This window comes from Marinobacter daepoensis DSM 16072 (genome assembly GCF_000421165.1).
In the GTDB taxonomy this organism is placed as follows: Bacteria; Pseudomonadota; Gammaproteobacteria; order Pseudomonadales; family Oleiphilaceae; genus Marinobacter; species Marinobacter daepoensis.
Genome location: NZ_ATWI01000011.1, coordinates 83385 through 99386, shown reverse-complemented (window position 1 = coordinate 99386; position 16002 = coordinate 83385). Strand labels below are relative to the sequence as shown.

Genomic DNA, 16002 nt, shown 5'->3' with positions numbered 1-16002 from the left:
TCAGGCCATCCCGACCTTGCGGGCCAGCTCCACCGCCCGGTTGGCGTACCCCCACTCGTTGTCGTACCAGGCATAAATCTTCACATGTGTGCCATTAACCACCAGCGTGGAGAGCGCATCAACCACCGAGGAGCGGGGGTCCGTCTTGTAATCGACCGACACCAGCGGGCGCTCCTCGTAACCCAGAATGTCTTTCAATTCTCCTTCCGCGGCCTCTTTCAAAAGCTGGTTCACCGTCTCCCTGTCGGTGGCAGTCTCCACCTCGAACACACAATCCGTCAGCGACGCATTAATCAGCGGAATCCGCACCGCATGGCCATCCAGGCGGCCTTTCAGCTCCGGGAAAATCTCGATGATGGCCGTGGCCGATCCGGTACTGGTGGGTATCAGCGAACTGCCACAGGCCCGGGCGCGACGCAGATCTTTGTGGGGTGCATCAATGATCGTCTGGGTGTTGGTGAGACTGTGAATGGTGGTCAGGGAACCGTGCCTGATCCCCAGCGCCTCATGAATCACCTTCACCACCGGCGCCAGGCAGTTCGTCGTGCAGGAAGCCGCAGTCACAATGCGATCGGTGGCCGGATCGAACGTATGTTCGTTCACGCCCATGACAATGTTTCTGGCGCCAGCTTCCTTCACGGGCGCGGTTACCACCACCCGCTTCACACCCTGATCCAGATACCCCTTCAGCACCGCCACCGACTTGTTCACACCACTGGCTTCAATCACCAGATCGCAGCCAGACCAGTCCGTATCGGCAATGGCTTTATTATGAGTCACACGGAGGCGCTGACCGTCGATGACCATCCCATCGCCCCCGGCTACGGCGTCGTGATGCCAGCGGCCATGCACACTGTCAAAATTCAGCAGATGAGCCAGGGTGTTGGCGTCAGCACCCGGGTCATTCACCGCAACAAACTCCAGTTCCGGCCAGCCCCAGGCTGCCCTCAGAGCCAACCGACCAATGCGGCCAAACCCGTTGATCCCTACCTTTATCCTGTTCATGTCGTTCTCCTTGCGGAAGCCGCAATCCGTTTACCGTTGCTGATCATGGACACGGCGCCACCGGGCGGTCTGCCATGGCCTGTAATCTGGCCTGGGCTTTCTCGGTCAGTGCGGCATTGTTGTGTGCCGTTTCTTCCAGTATCTGCACTACCCAGGCTGGAAGAAGCGGATTAAGGTAATAATAGACCCATTGGCCACGGCGCTCGGTGTCCAGCAACCCGGCCTCTCTCAACAACGCCAGATGCCGGCTGACCTTTGGCTGGGGAGCGTCAAACGCTTCCATCAGTTCACACACGCACAGCTTGCCGTGGCGATACAGAAGCAGCATCGCGGCCAGCCTCAGCTCATCACTCAGCGCCTTAAAGACCGACACCGGATGGCAGAACACTTGATCTTTCATATCAACAAGCCAATATATATGGGTTTTCGAATATGCGATTATTCGAATATTAATATGACACCGTGATGACGTAAAGGAACGATTCCGCCCATGGATACCCAGGACCTACCCAACCTCGACCCATCACTGATGGACCGGCCAACCGTCAACAACCACCTGAACGGGCCAACCTCCGGGCATGCGCCACGCCTGCTCCTGCTATACGGTTCATTGCGTGAGCGATCGTTCAGCAGACTGGTCACAGAAGAAGCCGCCCGACTGCTGGAAGCCATGGGCGCAGAAACACGCCTCTTCAATCCTCGCGGCCTGCCTTTGGCCGATGCCGAAGATGCCAGCCACCCAAAAGTTCAGGAACTGCGCGACCTGGTGCAGTGGAGTGAGGGCATGGTGTGGTGTTCCCCGGAACGTCACGGCTCGATGACCGGCATCATGAAAACCCAGATTGACTGGATTCCCCTGTCACTGGGGGCCGTTCGGCCGACTCAGGGAAAAACCCTCGCGGTGATGCAGGTTTGTGGTGGCTCTCAGTCTTTCAACGTGGTGAACCAACTAAGGGTTCTCGGGCGCTGGATGCGGATGGTCACCATCCCCAACCAGTCCTCCGTGCCCAAGGCATTCATGGAGTTTGACGACCAGGACCGCATGAAGCCATCGCCCTACTACGACCGCATCGTGGATGTCATGGAGGAGCTGGTAAAATTCACCCTGCTCGTTCGTGATCGCAGCGACTACCTGACGGACCGCTATTCCGAACGAAAGGAAAGTGCCGAAGCCCTGTCAGAGCGGGTAAACCAGCGCTCCATTTGAGGATTCGTGATGAGCAGCAAAGAAAATCCGAGCGAGTTATCTGCCAGCGGAGGCATGGGTATTTTCGAGCGCTATCTGTCCGTCTGGGTCGCGCTGGCCATCGTGGCGGGCGTCACACTGGGGCAGTTCCTGCCCTCGGTACCGGAGACCCTGGCCCGATTTGAGTACGCGCAGGTATCCATTCCTATCGCCATCCTGATCTGGGCCATGATCTTCCCGATGATGGCCCAGATTGATTTCAGTGCCATTGTCGGCGTGCGGAAAGAGCCCAGAGGCCTGGCCATCACAACCATCGTGAACTGGCTGATCAAGCCCTTTACGATGTTTGCCATCGCCTGGTTTTTCCTGATGGTGGTGTTCGAGCCCTTCATTGCGCCCCAACTGGCCAGCGAATACCTGGCCGGCGCTATCCTGCTGGGCGCTGCCCCCTGCACCGCCATGGTGTTTGTCTGGAGTTACCTGACCCGGGGCGACGCCGCCTACACGCTGGTTCAGGTGTCCCTGAACGATCTCATCATGCTGTTTGCGTTCGCACCCATCGTGGTGTTTCTGCTGGGCATCTCCGACATACAGGTGCCCTGGGACACGGTCATCCTATCCGTCGTGCTGTATATCGTGATTCCGCTCACCGCGGGCTACCTCACCCGCCGCACCCTGATCGCCCGTCACGGACAATCCTGGTACGACAACGTGTTCATGAAGCGGCTGGGGCCTGTTACACCGATGGCTCTGATCATCACCCTGGTGCTGTTATTCGCCTTTCAGGGTGAAGTCATTTTGCAAAATCCGCTGCATATACTGTTGATCGCCGTGCCCCTGATCATCCAGACCGTCTTCATTTTTCTGCTGGCTTACGGGTGGGCCCGGCTGTGGAACGTGCGCCACTGCATCGCCGCACCTGGTGCGATGATCGGTGCCAGCAACTTTTTCGAACTGGCCGTTGCCGCCGCCATCGCCCTGTTTGGCCTGCAATCCGGCGCGGCCCTGGCCACGGTGGTGGGCGTTCTGGTGGAAGTGCCCCTGATGCTGGCACTGGTCCGCATTGCCAATAAAACCCGGGACAGATTCCCGGCCTGACACCCCCTGCGGGTACGGAGATGTGTATGCCTTCTGGCCCGGCCAGACTCGACCGAATACGGGAAATTTTTCTGGCCTTTCTCGCCCTGGGCCTGACGTCCTTTGGCGGTCCTGCGGCCCACCTGGGTTACTTCCGGAACGAGTTCGTGGCCCGGCGCCGCTGGCTATCAGAACAGGACTATGCCGATCTGGTGGCCTTGTGCCAGTTCCTGCCAGGCCCCGCCAGCAGCCAGGTCGGGTTTGCCATCGGCCTGCAACGGGGCGGCGGCTGGGGGGCGGCGGCGGCCTGGACCGCCTTCACCCTGCCCTCAGCCCTCATTCTGGTGGTCTTCGCCCTGAGTGCGGGCCTGCTGGACGGTCCTGTCAGCCAAGGCATTATCCATGGCCTGAAAGTCGCCGCCGTTGCCGTCGTGGCCCATGCGGTACTGGGCATGGCGCGCTCCCTATGCCCGGACCAGCAACGGGCCGGCATTGCCCTGGCGGCCGTGTTGCTTGTGGTATTTATCGGTGGCACGGCGGGGCAGGTTTTCGCGATTGCGATTGGCGCCCTGGCGGGGCTGATTCTGTGCCGGTCGGCCAATGACGGTGCAGCCGGGCATTCCAGCCTGCCAGTGTCTGCGGGTGCCGGCCGGTTCTCGGCCTTGCTGTATGTGCTCTTGCTGGCCGGCCTCCCTCTTCTGGTATGGCTGACACCCTCCCCCCTACTGGACATGCTTGATGGCTTTTACCGGGCAGGCGCCCTGGTGTTCGGCGGCGGCCATGTGATGCTGCCGCTGCTGGAAGCCGAAGTGGTGCAAACCGGAAAGGTGACCGCCAACGAATTCCTCGCCGGCTACGGCGCCGCCCAAGCCGTCCCCGGCCCTCTGTTTACCTTCGCGGCCTACCTGGGAGCCGTCATGCAGCCTGCTACCCCGGTCCTCTGGGCGATGCTCGCCCTGCTGGTCATTTTCCTACCCGGCATTCTGATTCTTCTGGCAGTCCTGCCACACTGGAACAACTTCCGACGCTGGCACCGGGCACAGGCATTGATGCGGGGCGCCAATGCGGCAGTCGTGGGCATTCTCGGCGCCGCGCTCTACCAGCCCGTGTTTTCCAGCGCCATTATCGGCCCCGAAGAATTTGCCCTGGCCCTGACCGGCTTCCTGCTCCTCAGCGTCTGGAAACTGCCCGCCTGGGGCGTGGTCATCGCCATGGCTCTGGGCGGCATCCTGCTGGTTCCGTAACCTGCCACGCCTGTTCAGCGTGCGGCCGCCCTGTTAATATCCGCTCACTTTGCAAGGGCGGCCCACCCGGCCGGCCCTCCTGAACTCTCGACTGGACTCGAAAGAATGGATGTTTACCAGGCCCTTTTTCTTGGTCTCCTCCAGGGACTGACCGAATTCCTGCCCATCTCCAGCTCCGCCCACCTGATCCTGACACCGGCATTTTTTGGCTGGGAAGACCAGGGCGTGGGGTTCGATCTCTCAGTACACGTGGGGACCCTGCTGGCCGTCGTCCTCTATTTCCGCCGGGACGTCTTCGGCATCGCCCGGGATGGCCTGATCTCCGTTGGCCAACGCCGAATCGTGGGCCAGGGCGCCCTCGCCTGGTATCTGGTGATTGGCACCATCCCTGCCGGCCTGGCGGGCCTGGCCTTACTGGATATGATCGACAATGAATTGCGGGGCGCCTCGGTGATCTTCTTCACCACTCTGGTGTTTGGCCTGCTGCTTGGCCTCGCCGACTGGCTCCCCAAACGCCAGCGCACCATGGACACCCTGAACTGGAAAGACGCCGTCATTGTCGGCATCGCCCAGGCCATGGCCCTGGTTCCCGGCACCTCCCGCTCCGGCGTGACCATCACCGCCGGCCTGTTCCTGGGCATGACCCGGGAAACCGCCTCGCGGTTCTCCTTCCTGCTGGCGATCCCGATCATCGTGCTGGCATCGGCGGTCAAATTGCTGGAAGTGGCGACGTCTGACGTAATTGTCGACTGGAACGGCTTCCTGATCGGTGGCATCACCTCCTTCCTGATGGCCATCACCGCCATCCACTTCTTCCTGAAGTGGCTCAACAAGGTGGGTATGTGGCCGTATGTGATCTACCGGATTGTGCTGGCGGGAGTGATTTACGCAGTGCTGATGTAAATAGCCTTTTTGCTGAGCGCACGAACAACGCCAGAAGTGTCGGGTTGGGGGGAGCTGTCCAAAAATTTGTGGAGCCAGGGATGGCGGAACACAAGCGCCACATGGATGTGCCGAAGGAGCGCTTTTTGGACAGCTCCCCCCAACCCGACACAGACCCCACAGCTTTCAGGCGAAAAAACTAACAGGCCTCCAGCGGCGCATAAGCCAACACCAGCCACTTGGCCCCCTCATCAAAATTCACCTGCACCCGGGTATGATGCCCAGAACCTTCACAGTTCATCACAATCCCCTCACCAAACTTCGGATGCCGCACCCGCTGCCCCAGACTGAAACCCGCCTGCTGCGCCGAATCCTGACTGAACAGGCTTTCATTCGGCCGCTCCACCATCGCCGGGCGCGTCACCGTATTACGCAACCGCACCTCCTGCAGGCAATCCCCCGGAATCTCCCGCACAAACCGCGACAACGCATGAAACTTCTCCTGCCCGTACAACCGGCGGGACTCCGCGTAAGTCAACACCAACTTCCTCATCGCCCGGGTAATGCCCACATACGCCAGACGACGCTCTTCCTCCATGCGCCCCGGCTCCTCCAGCGACATACTGTGCGGGAAAAGCCCTTCCTCAACACCCGCCAGGAACACCATCGGGAACTCCAGCCCCTTGGCCGAATGCAGCGTCATCAACTGCACACTGTCTTCGTGCGCATCCGCCTGGGACTCGCCGGCATCGAGGGCAGCCTGAGCGATAAACTCCGCCAGTGGGTCCACGCCCTCTTCCACATCGTAGTCCGCCAGTGCACTGACCAGCTCCTCCAGGTTCTCCACCCGGGCCTGGCCCTTTTCACCTTTCTCACTGGCGTGGTAATCCTTCAGACCGCTGGACTCAATGGCCTGTTTCATCAGCCCCTGCAACGAGGCATGCCCCGCCATCTCAGAGAGGCCATTCACAATCTCCAGGAACTGCTGCAAGCCGGTCTTTGCCCGGCCCTTGACCTGCCCTGCGGCCAGTAGCCGCTCGGAAGATTCCCACAGGGAAATACCCTGCCCGGAGGCATACTCCCGAATCTCGGCAAGGCTCTTGGCACCAATGCCCCGGGTCGGAATATTGACCACCCGCTCAAAGGCAGCATCGTCCCGGTGGTAGTGCACCAGACGCAGGTACGCCAGCGCGTTACGGATTTCCTGACGATCGTAAAAGCGCAGCCCCCCATACACCCGGTATGGAATACCCTGACGCATCAACGACTCTTCCAGCACCCGGGACTGGGCGTTCGAACGGTACAGAATGGCGCATTCACTGCGCAAATTGCCTTCGTTCACCCAGGCCGAGATAGAGTCGGCGATGTAGTTGGCCTCGTCCTGCTCGTTGAAGGCTGCATAGAGGCTGATGGGCTCTCCCTCCACACCATCGGTCCAGAGCTCTTTCCCCAGCCGCCCCTGGTTGTTGGCAATCACCGAGTTGGCCGCTTTCAGAATGGTTTTGGTGGAACGGTAGTTCTGCTCCAGCCGAACCAGCCGGGAATTGGGAAAATCCCGCTGATACTGCTGAATGTTCTCGATCTTGGCGCCCCGCCAACCGTAAATGGACTGGTCGTCGTCACCCACCACCGTCAGCGGTACCCGGTTGCTGGCCAGCACCTGAAGCCAGGCATATTGGATGGTGTTGGTGTCCTGAAACTCATCCACGAGAATGTGCTGGAATCGCTGCTGGTAGTGGCTGAGCAGCTCCGGCCTGTGCAGCCAGAGTTCGTGGGAGCGCAACAACAGTTCGCCAAAGTCCACCAGGCCACCCTGATGACAAAGCTGCTCATACTGACGATAGATTTTCAGCATGGTATTGGTGAAATGATCGCCCGGGTTATCCTGAATGTGGTCTGCCCGCAGCCCTTCGTCTTTCTGGCTGTTGATGAACCACTGGGCCTGTTTGGGCGGCCACTGGCTCTCATCAATCTGGTTCTCCCGCATCACCCGCTTCACCAGCCGCAACTGGTCATCGCTGTCCAGCACCTGAAAGTTCTCCGGCAAGCCCGCGTCTTTCCAGTGCGACCGCAACAGCCGATGGGCAATCCCGTGAAAGGTGCCAATCCACAACCCCCGGGTTGGGATGTTCATCATCTGTTCTACCCGATAACGCATTTCCTTCGCGGCCTTGTTGGTAAAGGTCACGGCCAGAATGGAGGTGGGCGGCACCCGGTCGACTGACATCAGCCAGGCCATGCGGTGCACCAGCACCCGGGTTTTGCCACTGCCCGCACCGGCCAGCACCAGCAAGTGATCGTTCTGGGCGGTGACGGCCTCACGTTGGGCGTCGTTCAGGGAATCGATAATGTGGGAGACGTCCATAGCACCTGGCTTTTTACTGGTTAAATAAACAGGAGGGAGAGTATAACAGGAGAAAAGCCGGTTTGTCGGGTGAGGACATAGGAGCCCCCGCCCGTCGTCAGAAAGAGCGCGTGGGAGGTTCCCCTTCAGGACTGTCTGTGGCCATGAATGGCCACAGTCAAGCGCACATGGACGTGCTCGTAGCGTGTCCTGAAGGGGAACCTCCCACGTGCGACGACCTCCAGGATTGAGGTTGTCAGGCTAGAAACCCCGCGGCACCGTCTGGGCTTCCACAAACTCGAACAAGCCTTCCAGCCCGCCTTCCCGGCCGATACCTGAGGCCTTCATGCCGCCAAACGGCGCTTCCGGCGTGGGCCCGGTACCGGTGTTCCAGCCTACGTGGCCGAACCGCAATCCCGCTGCCACTCGCTGGGCGCGCCCGGCATCGGCGGTGAATACGTAAGAGGCCAGGCCAAACTCAGTGTCATTCCCGGCCTCAATCACTTCTTCTTCGGTGCGGAACAACGCCATGGGCACCAGCGGGCCGAAGGTCTCTTCCTTATAGCAGGCCATGTTGCGGGTCACGCCCTGCACCACCGTCGGCGGGAAGAACAGGCCATCGCCGAGGTCGGTAGGCTGCTTGCCGGCTACCAGGGTAGCGCCCTGGGCCAACGCATCTTCCAAGTGCCGTTTTACCTTGTCGAAACCTGCCTTGTTAATCAGCGGGCCTATGTCGATGCCATCCTGCATGCCGTCACCAACGGTCATTCTGTTCACCCGTTCGGCCAGCTTCTGACCGAAGGCATCGGCGACGTTCTCATGAACAAAAATGCGGTTGGCACACACACAGGTCTGGCCGCCACCGCGGAATTTGTTGGCCATCAGGTTGTCGGCAGCGGCATCCAGATCCGCATCCTCGAACACGATGAAGGGCGCGTTGCCACCCAGCTCCAGTGCCAGCTTCTTCACCTGTTCTGCGGTGTCGACTATCAGTTTTCGGCCAACTTCCGTAGAGCCGGTGAAGCTGAGCATGGGCACACCTTTGTGCTCGCACAGCACCTTGCCGATCACACTGGCCTTGCCCATCACCAGATTCACCATGCCCTCCGGCAAATCCAGCCCGTCCATCACCTTGAAAAAGGCAATCATGGTCAGCGGTGTTTCACTGGCAGGTTTGATCACCGACGGGCAGCCCGCTGCCAGTGCGGCCGACAGCTTCTTGGCAATCATGCCAATGGGGAAGTTCCAGGGCACGATAAGGCCGGTTACCCCAACGGGGCGATAATGCACCGTCCAGGTACAGTCCCGTGGTTTGCCAGGAAGCTCGTGGGCGTCAAGCGCCTCCAGGTTTTGCGCGCAGTAGTCGAAGAAGCCAGCGGCGTAATCCACTTCACCCTGTGCTTCTTTCAGGGGTTTGCCGTGCTCCAGGCACAGCACCCGGCCAATTTCCTCCCGGTTGGCTTTCAGGCCATCACGAATAGCCTCCAGCCACTGGCGCCGGTTCTCGGCCGGATAAGGGTTACTCAGCCTCAGCGCAGATTTCGCAGCATCGACCGCCGCCAGCACGTCCTGCTCCGGCATCGACGGCACCTTGGCAATAACGGCGCCCGTGGCCGGGTTGTAGACATCGAAGGTGGCCCCGTTCGACGAATCCGTCCAGCGCCCACCAATATAACCGGTAAGGTTCTCCAGCAAGGGTGACTCGATCATCTCGGCTCCTTTTCCGTAACCATGGCGGCACCCGGTTCTCTGGAGTGCCTGAAAACAAGAATGCGACTTTCATAGTGGATGCTGATCCGCAACCTGTAAAGTCGACGAAAATCGCTCCCGGCGATTTTTTATGGCCTGCCGTCCATGGCGGCCTCCCTTCGGGCCGTTGCTAGCGCAACGTTAAAAATCGCTCCCGGCGATTTTTTGACCCATTGGGTTGTGTGCCTATACTCGGAGGGAGGGTTTTATCAGGCTCCCCAGACACGCCCAAGGAGATGGATTCATGAAGGCATTTTTTCATCCCACGCAGGATCTGCATATTCCGAAGACGTACTTTACCCGGGGCCAGATGCGTCAGCCCCAGGAGGTCCCGGATCGCACCAGTCAGATGCTGGAGGGGCTGAAAGCCCGGGGGATTCCGGTACTGCAGCCTGCAGACCAGGGCTCCGCCGCCATTGCCAGAGTGCACGACCTCGGCTATCTGCGGTTTCTGGAGTCGGCTCATCGGCGCTGGATGGAAATGGAAGACTGGGGCGATGAGGTGATGTCGAACATCTTCGTTCGGTCACCCAACGCCATGCGCGGCATTCTGGCCGAAGCCGCCTGTTATCTGGCCGACGGTAGCTGCCCCATTGGCGAGAACACCTGGAAAGCGGCCTACTGGTCTGCCCAGACGGCCCTGGGTGCCGCCGATGCGCTGATCGCCGGTGAACGCACCGCCTACGCCGTGTGCAGGCCACCGGGCCATCACGCCCGCAAGGATGCCGCCGGTGGATTCTGCTACCTGAACAACGCCGCCATCGCGGCCGAGCACCTGAAGAGCCGGTTCCCGCGAACGGTCATCCTGGACACCGACATGCATCATGGCCAGGGCATCCAGGAGATCTTCTACGATCGCAGCGACGTGCTGTACATCTCCATCCACGGCGACCCCACCAACTTTTATCCGGTGGTCAGCGGCTTCGAGAACGAACGGGGGGAAGGCGAAGGCTATGGCTACAACATCAATCTGCCCATGCCCCACGGCTCCAGCGAGGAGGATTTCTTCGCCAAGCTGGAAGAGGCGATGACCGCCATTCGCCTGTACCAGCCGGATGTACTGATCCTGACCCTGGGATTCGATATCTACAAGAACGACCCGCAGGCCAAGGTTGCCGTCACGACCGAAGGTTTCTGCCGGCTGAGCACTCACCTTCGTCAGCTGGGCTTACCCACGCTGGTGGTGCAGGAAGGCGGGTATGATCTGGACGCCCTCAGCGAGAACGTCCAGCAGTTTTTCAAGGGATTAGAGGGCTGATCACGCCACCGGGGCATACACCTTGATATTGCCATGCCCCTCAGCCTTCAGGTGGCCGGCGTGCATGCGGCTCATGGTGCCCCGGTCACAATACAGCAGGTACTGACGGTTGCCCGGCAGGTCAGCCACCTGCTGGTTCAACTCGTAGAACGGGATTTTAAGCACTTCGTTGTTGGTCAGTGTCAGCGGCGAGCGCTCTTCTTCAGACGGGTGGCGAACGTCGATAATCACGTCATCTACCGACGGCGTCTGGATCAACTCCACCTCTTCCGGCGTATGGGTGCTGTCCAGGAGCTGGCTGACCATGGTATCGGTACGGTTGGCAACGGCATCGGCCAGTGCGGCCGGGTCCATCTTCGCCTCCTCTTCCTCCACCCGATGCAGCCTGGCGCGGGTCACCGGCTTGCTGGAAATCACGCCGCAGTACTCCGGCATGTTGCGGGCAAACGGCTCGGTTCCGATGTCTTTGGCAATCTGGATGATTTCCTGCTTGTCCATGGCAATCAACGGGCGCAACACCACCTCATCGCTGGCCCGGTCGACCACATTCAGGTTGGTCAGGGTCTGGCTGGACACCTGCGCGACCGCATCCCCCATCACCAGGCCGGCGGCGTTGTAATCCCGGGCAATATCAGCCGCGGCTTTCAGCATCATCCGTTTGAGCACCACGCCCCAGTGCCGGTGGTTTACCGAGCGCATGATTTCAGCAACCACCCCCTCAAACGGCACCGAGATAAACTTCACATTGTGGGACGCCCCGTAGCGTTCCCACAGGTAATGCGCCACCTGGCGAACCCCGACTTCATGGGCCACGCCACCGAGATTGAAAAACAGATAATGGTTGCGGATACCTCGCCGCATCATCAGGTACGCGGCGACTGAGGAATCGTAACCACCGGAGATCAGCGTCATCACGGTTTCAACCGACCCCAACGGATAACCGCCCAGGCCCTGATGACGCCTGTGAGCGATGTGGTATTGGTCGTTTTTGACCTCAATGCGCACTTCCAGGTCCGGCGTTTTCAGGTCTACGCCTTTTGCCTCGGATGCCTGCAGCAGCGCCGCACCAACAGACCGCTCCAGGTCAATCGAGCGGAAATCGTGATTACCAATCCGGCGCGCGCGCACCACAAAGGTTTTGCCCCGGAGACGGTCGGCGTAGGCCTCAACCGCCTTTTCACCGACATCGTCGAGACTGATGAACGGGAAAACCCCGATCTCCTGAATCGTGGAAATACCAGGAATCCGGACCAGCTCATCAATCACCGGGCCCGCCAGGCCGCGGCCATCCGGCACCTCAACATCTACGCGATCCCAACTGCCATCCACACGGATATCCGGGTCGAGCCGGACCAGCAATTTACGGATATTCTGCCGCAACTGGCGCATTTGCTGCTGGCGAACGGGTTTACTCTTGATAGCCACTTCAGAAGCGGGGCGAATCAGCAATTTCATAAAAAAAGACTTTGATCGGAATAACGTCGGGTGGCGTAATAGCCGGAAAGGCCTTAGTGTACCCTTTCACCAGACTGGCTCAAAATCCGTCATTGCCGAAACCATCAGGAGTTCTCTTACCGATGACTGAAACCACCATGAATGCCCTGGTTTCTCCCGAGGGCAGCCTCGAAATTCTATCCAACTACGAGGTAAGCCGGCTCAAGGATAAGAGCGAAGGTGGTCTGTATCGCCTGTTCCGCCAGTGCGCACTGGCCGTACTCAACACGGGCATTGAAACCGACGACTGCAAAGAACTGATGGAGGCACACGCCGACTTTGATGTCCGGCTGGTACCGCAACCGCGGGGCCTGAAGCTGGAACTGGTCAACGCTCCGGGGCACGCCTTCGTCGATGGCGAGATGCTCCGGGCCATGCGCGAACACCTGTTTTCGGTGCTCCGGGACATCGTCTACAGCCATTCCCTGCCCAACACCATCGCTGGTTTTCGCAAGGACAACCCGGAAGACCTCACCAACCAGGTCTTTCACATCCTGCGGAATGCCCGGGTGCTGGAAGCCGGCCGCCAGCCGGATCTGGTGGTGTGCTGGGGCGGTCACTCGATCAGCCACGAGGAATACCAGTACAGCAAAGACGTTGGCCACCAACTGGGGCTGCGGGCCCTGAGCATCTGCACCGGCTGTGGACCCGGCGCCATGAAAGGCCCGATGAAAGGCGCCACCATCGGTCATGCCAAGCAGCGAGTGAAAAACGGCCGTTACATCGGCATTACTGAGCCCGGCATCATTGGTGCCGAAGCCCCCAACCCGATTGTGAACGAACTGGTGATCATGCCGGACATCGAAAAGCGCCTTGAAGCTTTTGTCCGCTGCGGCCATGGCGTCATTGTGTTCCCGGGCGGCGTTGGCACGGCCGAGGAAATCCTGTATCTGCTTGGCATCCTCCTGCACCCGGATAACGCCGACCTGCCGTTCCCGGTGGTGTTTACCGGTCGTCGGGAAAACGCCGAGTACTTCGAGATGATCGACAAGTTCATCCGCAATGCTCTGGGCGACGAAGCGGCCAGTAAATACGAGATCATCATTGACGATCCGGTGCGGGTGGCGCAAACCATGAAACAGGGCATGAGAGACGTAGAAACGTTCCGCCGTGCCATGCAGGATGCCTATTATTTCAACTGGATGCTGAAAATCGACCCGGTATTCCAGCTACCGTTTGAACCCAACCATGACAACATGCGGGCTTTGGAGCTGCACCGTGACCAGCCGGTTCACCTCATTGCGGCCAACCTGCGCAAAGCGTTCAGTGGCATTGTGGCGGGTAACGTGAAGGAAAGCGGGATTCGTCAGATTCAGGCGAAAGGTCCGTTCGAGATCGCCGGAGACCCGACCCTGATCAAACCTCTGGAAGCCATGCTGGAGCAGTTTGTCACCCAGAACCGGATGAAACTGCCAGGTTCAACCGCTTACCGGCCGAGCTATCGCATTGTCAGTGGGGCGGCCTGAGCCGCACCACTGACCGCATAGAAACTTACTTGCCGGCAGCCGGGAGGCTGGCGTAGTAAGCTGCCAGATTAGCAATGTCGGCATCGCTGAGGGCAGTCGCCTGGCCCTGCATCACCGGAGCCTGGCCGCCCTGACGCTGGCCCGCTTTGTAGGCTTTCAGTGAAGCAACCAGATACTGCTCTTTCTGACCAGCCAGGTTCGGATAGATGGGAACCTGAGAAATACCATTCTGACCGTGGCACGCGGCGCACACAGCAGCCTTGGCCTTACCAGCTTCGATATCACCCGCCGCCATGGACGCGACCGGCACCATGGCGCCCGCTGCGAACAGGCCTGCTACTGCAAGATGCTTCAGATTCATTGTATTCACCCTCTCATCGTTTTAACGTTCACGTTCCGGCAAAAACCGGTCAGTAACTCAGAATCCACTTATAGCACACCCTCCGGTGAGCTCAAATGTGATAGATCAAGGACTTTCGTGCGACGATAGTCCTCTTTTACTCCTGATCATTCTGAATGACAGTACACACAAACCACAACAAACGACCCACTTAACCAAAGAAAGAGCGGAGACTCACACCATGCCAGTTGAGGTAGCGGAGCTCGCCTGCCGGGAAGGGCACATTGGCCTGATCACCCTGAACGAACCCGGCACGCTGAATGCCCTGACCGAGCCCATGGTCGACCAGATGCAGCAGGCCCTGAACAACTGGGCCGAAGACTCCCGCATTTGCCTGGTGGTTCTGCAAGGGGCTGGCGAGCGCGCGTTCTGCGCCGGGGGCAACATCAAAGCCCTGTATCCGGCTCTGAAAAACCATCGAGACCCGGAAACCGCGGCCCGTTTCTTTACCTCCGAGTACCGCCTCGACTTTACCCTGCACCGGTTTCCCAAACCGGTCGTTGGACTGGCCGGGGGTATCGTTATGGGGGGTGGTCTGGGGTTGTTGTCAGCCTGCCGCTACCGCCTGATTCACCCGAGTGCCACGCTGGCCATGCCGGAAATCAGTATTGGCCTGTTTCCAGACGTCGGCGCAAGCTGGTTTCTGAATCGCCTGCCCGGTCGCCTTGGCCTGTTCATGGGTTTGACGGGCGCTCGCCTTAACGTCACCGATGCCCTCCGGGTCGGCCTTGCCGACATGGTCATCGAAACCGAACAGACCAGCACGTTACTCGAACGTCTTCAGCAGGAGCGCTGGAGCGGTGAAACCGCCGCCGACGACAACCGCCTGTTCCGGTTGCTGAATCAGCTGGAGGCACTGGATTACCGCGCCCTGGCCCCGGGACATCTGGAGCAGCACGAGCAGACCATTGCCCGGCTGAGTGCTGGCGACGAACTGCCCGCCATCGTGGCACAGCTTCTGTCCTCGGAAAGTGCCGACCCCTGGTGGCAGGCCTGCATTGAAACCCTGCGAACCGGATGCCCGGTTACTGCCTGGCTCGTATGGAACCAGTTGCGCAAAGGGCAGCAGATGTCGCTGAAAGACGTGTTCCGGATGGAGCTTGCGATGGCCCGGGAATGCATTCGCCGACCGGACCTGGCGGAAGGCATCCGCGCCTTGCTGGTGGATAAGGACCGGTCTCCCCGTTGGTCCTACACCTCGGTTGCCGAGGTCCCCGAGGACATCATTGAACAGCACTTCCTGCCAGTGTGGGACGACGCCACCGACCCGATGGCACTGGACTCGGTCTGAAGCTTGGGCTAGCGGGCCGCACCGGCCTGCACCAGCAGCATTTCCAGATCGGTATTGTTGCTGGCCCGCGCCAGGTCGAGGGCTGTCACACCGTCGGCCCGGCGAAAACGCACATCGGCTCCGGCGGCCAGCAGCATCTCGGCGGTCAGGAGGTCTCCGCTGGCAACCACCTTCATGAGCAACGATTCGCCATCCTGGCTCACATTGACGTTGGCGCCAGCCGCCAGCAGCGCCCGCACCACCGCCAGGTGGCCATGTTCAGCTGCATGGATAACCGCGGTGTAGCCCCCACGGTCACGGGCGTTCACATCGGCTCCGGCGGCCAGCAATAACCGGGCAATCCGTCGGTTACCGTTCGCCGCTGCTTCCATCAGGGGCGATTGGCCGGTTTCCGTCCGTGCCTCGGGGCTCACGCCCCGGGAAAGCAGCTCAAGGACCGCCCGGTCCTGATTGGCCTGCACCGCCGCCATCAGCTCCCCGGCTTCCTGCCCGGGCGCGCCAGCCTGCTCCGGGACTCCGTTCGTGGTGCAGCCCGCCAGCAGCGTCAGCAGCAGAAAAAAAACCAGATGATAGTGATGACTCGCGTCCCTGCCCATGTCTGAACTC

General features: G+C 60.0%; 14 protein-coding genes. 7 read left to right on the top strand and 7 right to left on the bottom strand.

The window, feature by feature from the left end; genetic code table 11:
* A complete protein-coding gene (locus K325_RS0112375) occupies positions 1-1005 on the bottom strand; it encodes an ArsJ-associated glyceraldehyde-3-phosphate dehydrogenase (RefSeq protein ID WP_029654586.1) in 1005 nt (334 codons plus the stop codon).
* A gap of 43 nt (positions 1006-1048) precedes the next feature.
* Positions 1049-1405 (bottom strand): metalloregulator ArsR/SmtB family transcription factor, encoded by a 357-nt coding sequence (locus K325_RS0112370; protein WP_029654585.1) that lies wholly within the window; start codon positions 1403-1405, stop codon positions 1049-1051.
* A 90-nt stretch (positions 1406-1495) separates the two neighbouring features.
* Here K325_RS0112370 and arsH point away from each other — a divergent pair, with 90 nt between their 5' ends.
* From arsH to K325_RS0112350, 4 genes are all read left to right on the top strand, one after another.
* Entirely contained in the window at positions 1496-2212 is a 717-nt protein-coding gene (gene arsH / locus K325_RS0112365) for an arsenical resistance protein ArsH (protein WP_029654584.1), read from the top strand.
* A 9-nt stretch (positions 2213-2221) separates the two neighbouring features.
* A complete protein-coding gene (arsB, locus tag K325_RS0112360; RefSeq protein WP_029654583.1) occupies positions 2222-3289 on the top strand; it encodes an ACR3 family arsenite efflux transporter in 1068 nt (355 codons plus the stop codon).
* A gap of 26 nt (positions 3290-3315) precedes the next feature.
* Positions 3316-4512 (top strand): chromate efflux transporter, encoded by a 1197-nt coding sequence (gene chrA / locus K325_RS0112355; RefSeq protein WP_029654582.1) that lies wholly within the window; start codon positions 3316-3318, stop codon positions 4510-4512.
* 105 nt (positions 4513-4617) lie between these two features.
* Positions 4618-5415 carry an undecaprenyl-diphosphate phosphatase gene (locus K325_RS0112350; protein WP_029654581.1) on the top strand — a complete coding sequence of 266 codons (798 nt, stop codon included), beginning with the start codon at positions 4618-4620 and terminating at the stop codon, positions 5413-5415.
* A gap of 178 nt (positions 5416-5593) precedes the next feature.
* Here the strand turns inward: K325_RS0112350 and uvrD are convergent, their stop codons facing one another.
* Together uvrD and K325_RS0112340 are read right to left on the bottom strand one after the other, a co-directional pair.
* Entirely contained in the window at positions 5594-7759 is a 2166-nt protein-coding gene (uvrD, locus tag K325_RS0112345; RefSeq protein ID WP_029654580.1) for a DNA helicase II, read from the bottom strand.
* Positions 7760-7999: 240 nt separating this feature from the next.
* Complete coding sequence (locus tag K325_RS0112340) at positions 8000-9448, bottom strand: NAD-dependent succinate-semialdehyde dehydrogenase (RefSeq protein ID WP_029654579.1); 1449 nt, start codon at positions 9446-9448, stop codon at positions 8000-8002.
* Between the two features lie 283 nt (positions 9449-9731).
* On the opposite strand from K325_RS0112340, the gene K325_RS0112335 reads away from it, so the two are divergent.
* Entirely contained in the window at positions 9732-10745 is a 1014-nt protein-coding gene (locus K325_RS0112335; RefSeq protein WP_029654578.1) for a histone deacetylase family protein, read from the top strand.
* Here K325_RS0112335 and thiI read toward each other — a convergent pair whose 3' ends face one another.
* Entirely contained in the window at positions 10746-12200 is a 1455-nt protein-coding gene (thiI, locus tag K325_RS0112330) for a tRNA uracil 4-sulfurtransferase ThiI (RefSeq protein ID WP_029654577.1), read from the bottom strand.
* 122 nt (positions 12201-12322) lie between these two features.
* Between thiI and ppnN the strand changes: the two genes are divergently transcribed.
* Entirely contained in the window at positions 12323-13705 is a 1383-nt protein-coding gene (gene ppnN / locus K325_RS0112325; RefSeq protein ID WP_029654576.1) for a nucleotide 5'-monophosphate nucleosidase PpnN, read from the top strand.
* Positions 13706-13730: 25 nt separating this feature from the next.
* On the opposite strand, the gene K325_RS0112320 is transcribed toward ppnN, so the two are convergent.
* Positions 13731-14066, bottom strand: coding sequence for a c-type cytochrome (locus K325_RS0112320; RefSeq protein WP_029654575.1), 336 nt, complete (start codon positions 14064-14066; stop codon positions 13731-13733).
* A 220-nt stretch (positions 14067-14286) separates the two neighbouring features.
* Here K325_RS0112320 and K325_RS0112315 point away from each other — a divergent pair, with 220 nt between their 5' ends.
* Positions 14287-15396 carry an enoyl-CoA hydratase/isomerase family protein gene (locus tag K325_RS0112315; protein ID WP_029654574.1) on the top strand — a complete coding sequence of 370 codons (1110 nt, stop codon included), beginning with the start codon at positions 14287-14289 and terminating at the stop codon, positions 15394-15396.
* 8 nt (positions 15397-15404) lie between these two features.
* Here K325_RS0112315 and K325_RS0112310 read toward each other — a convergent pair whose 3' ends face one another.
* On the bottom strand, positions 15405-15992 hold the full coding sequence (locus tag K325_RS0112310) for an ankyrin repeat domain-containing protein (protein WP_029654573.1): 588 nt from the start codon (positions 15990-15992) through the stop codon (positions 15405-15407).
* Positions 15993-16002: the final 10 nt, after the last annotated feature.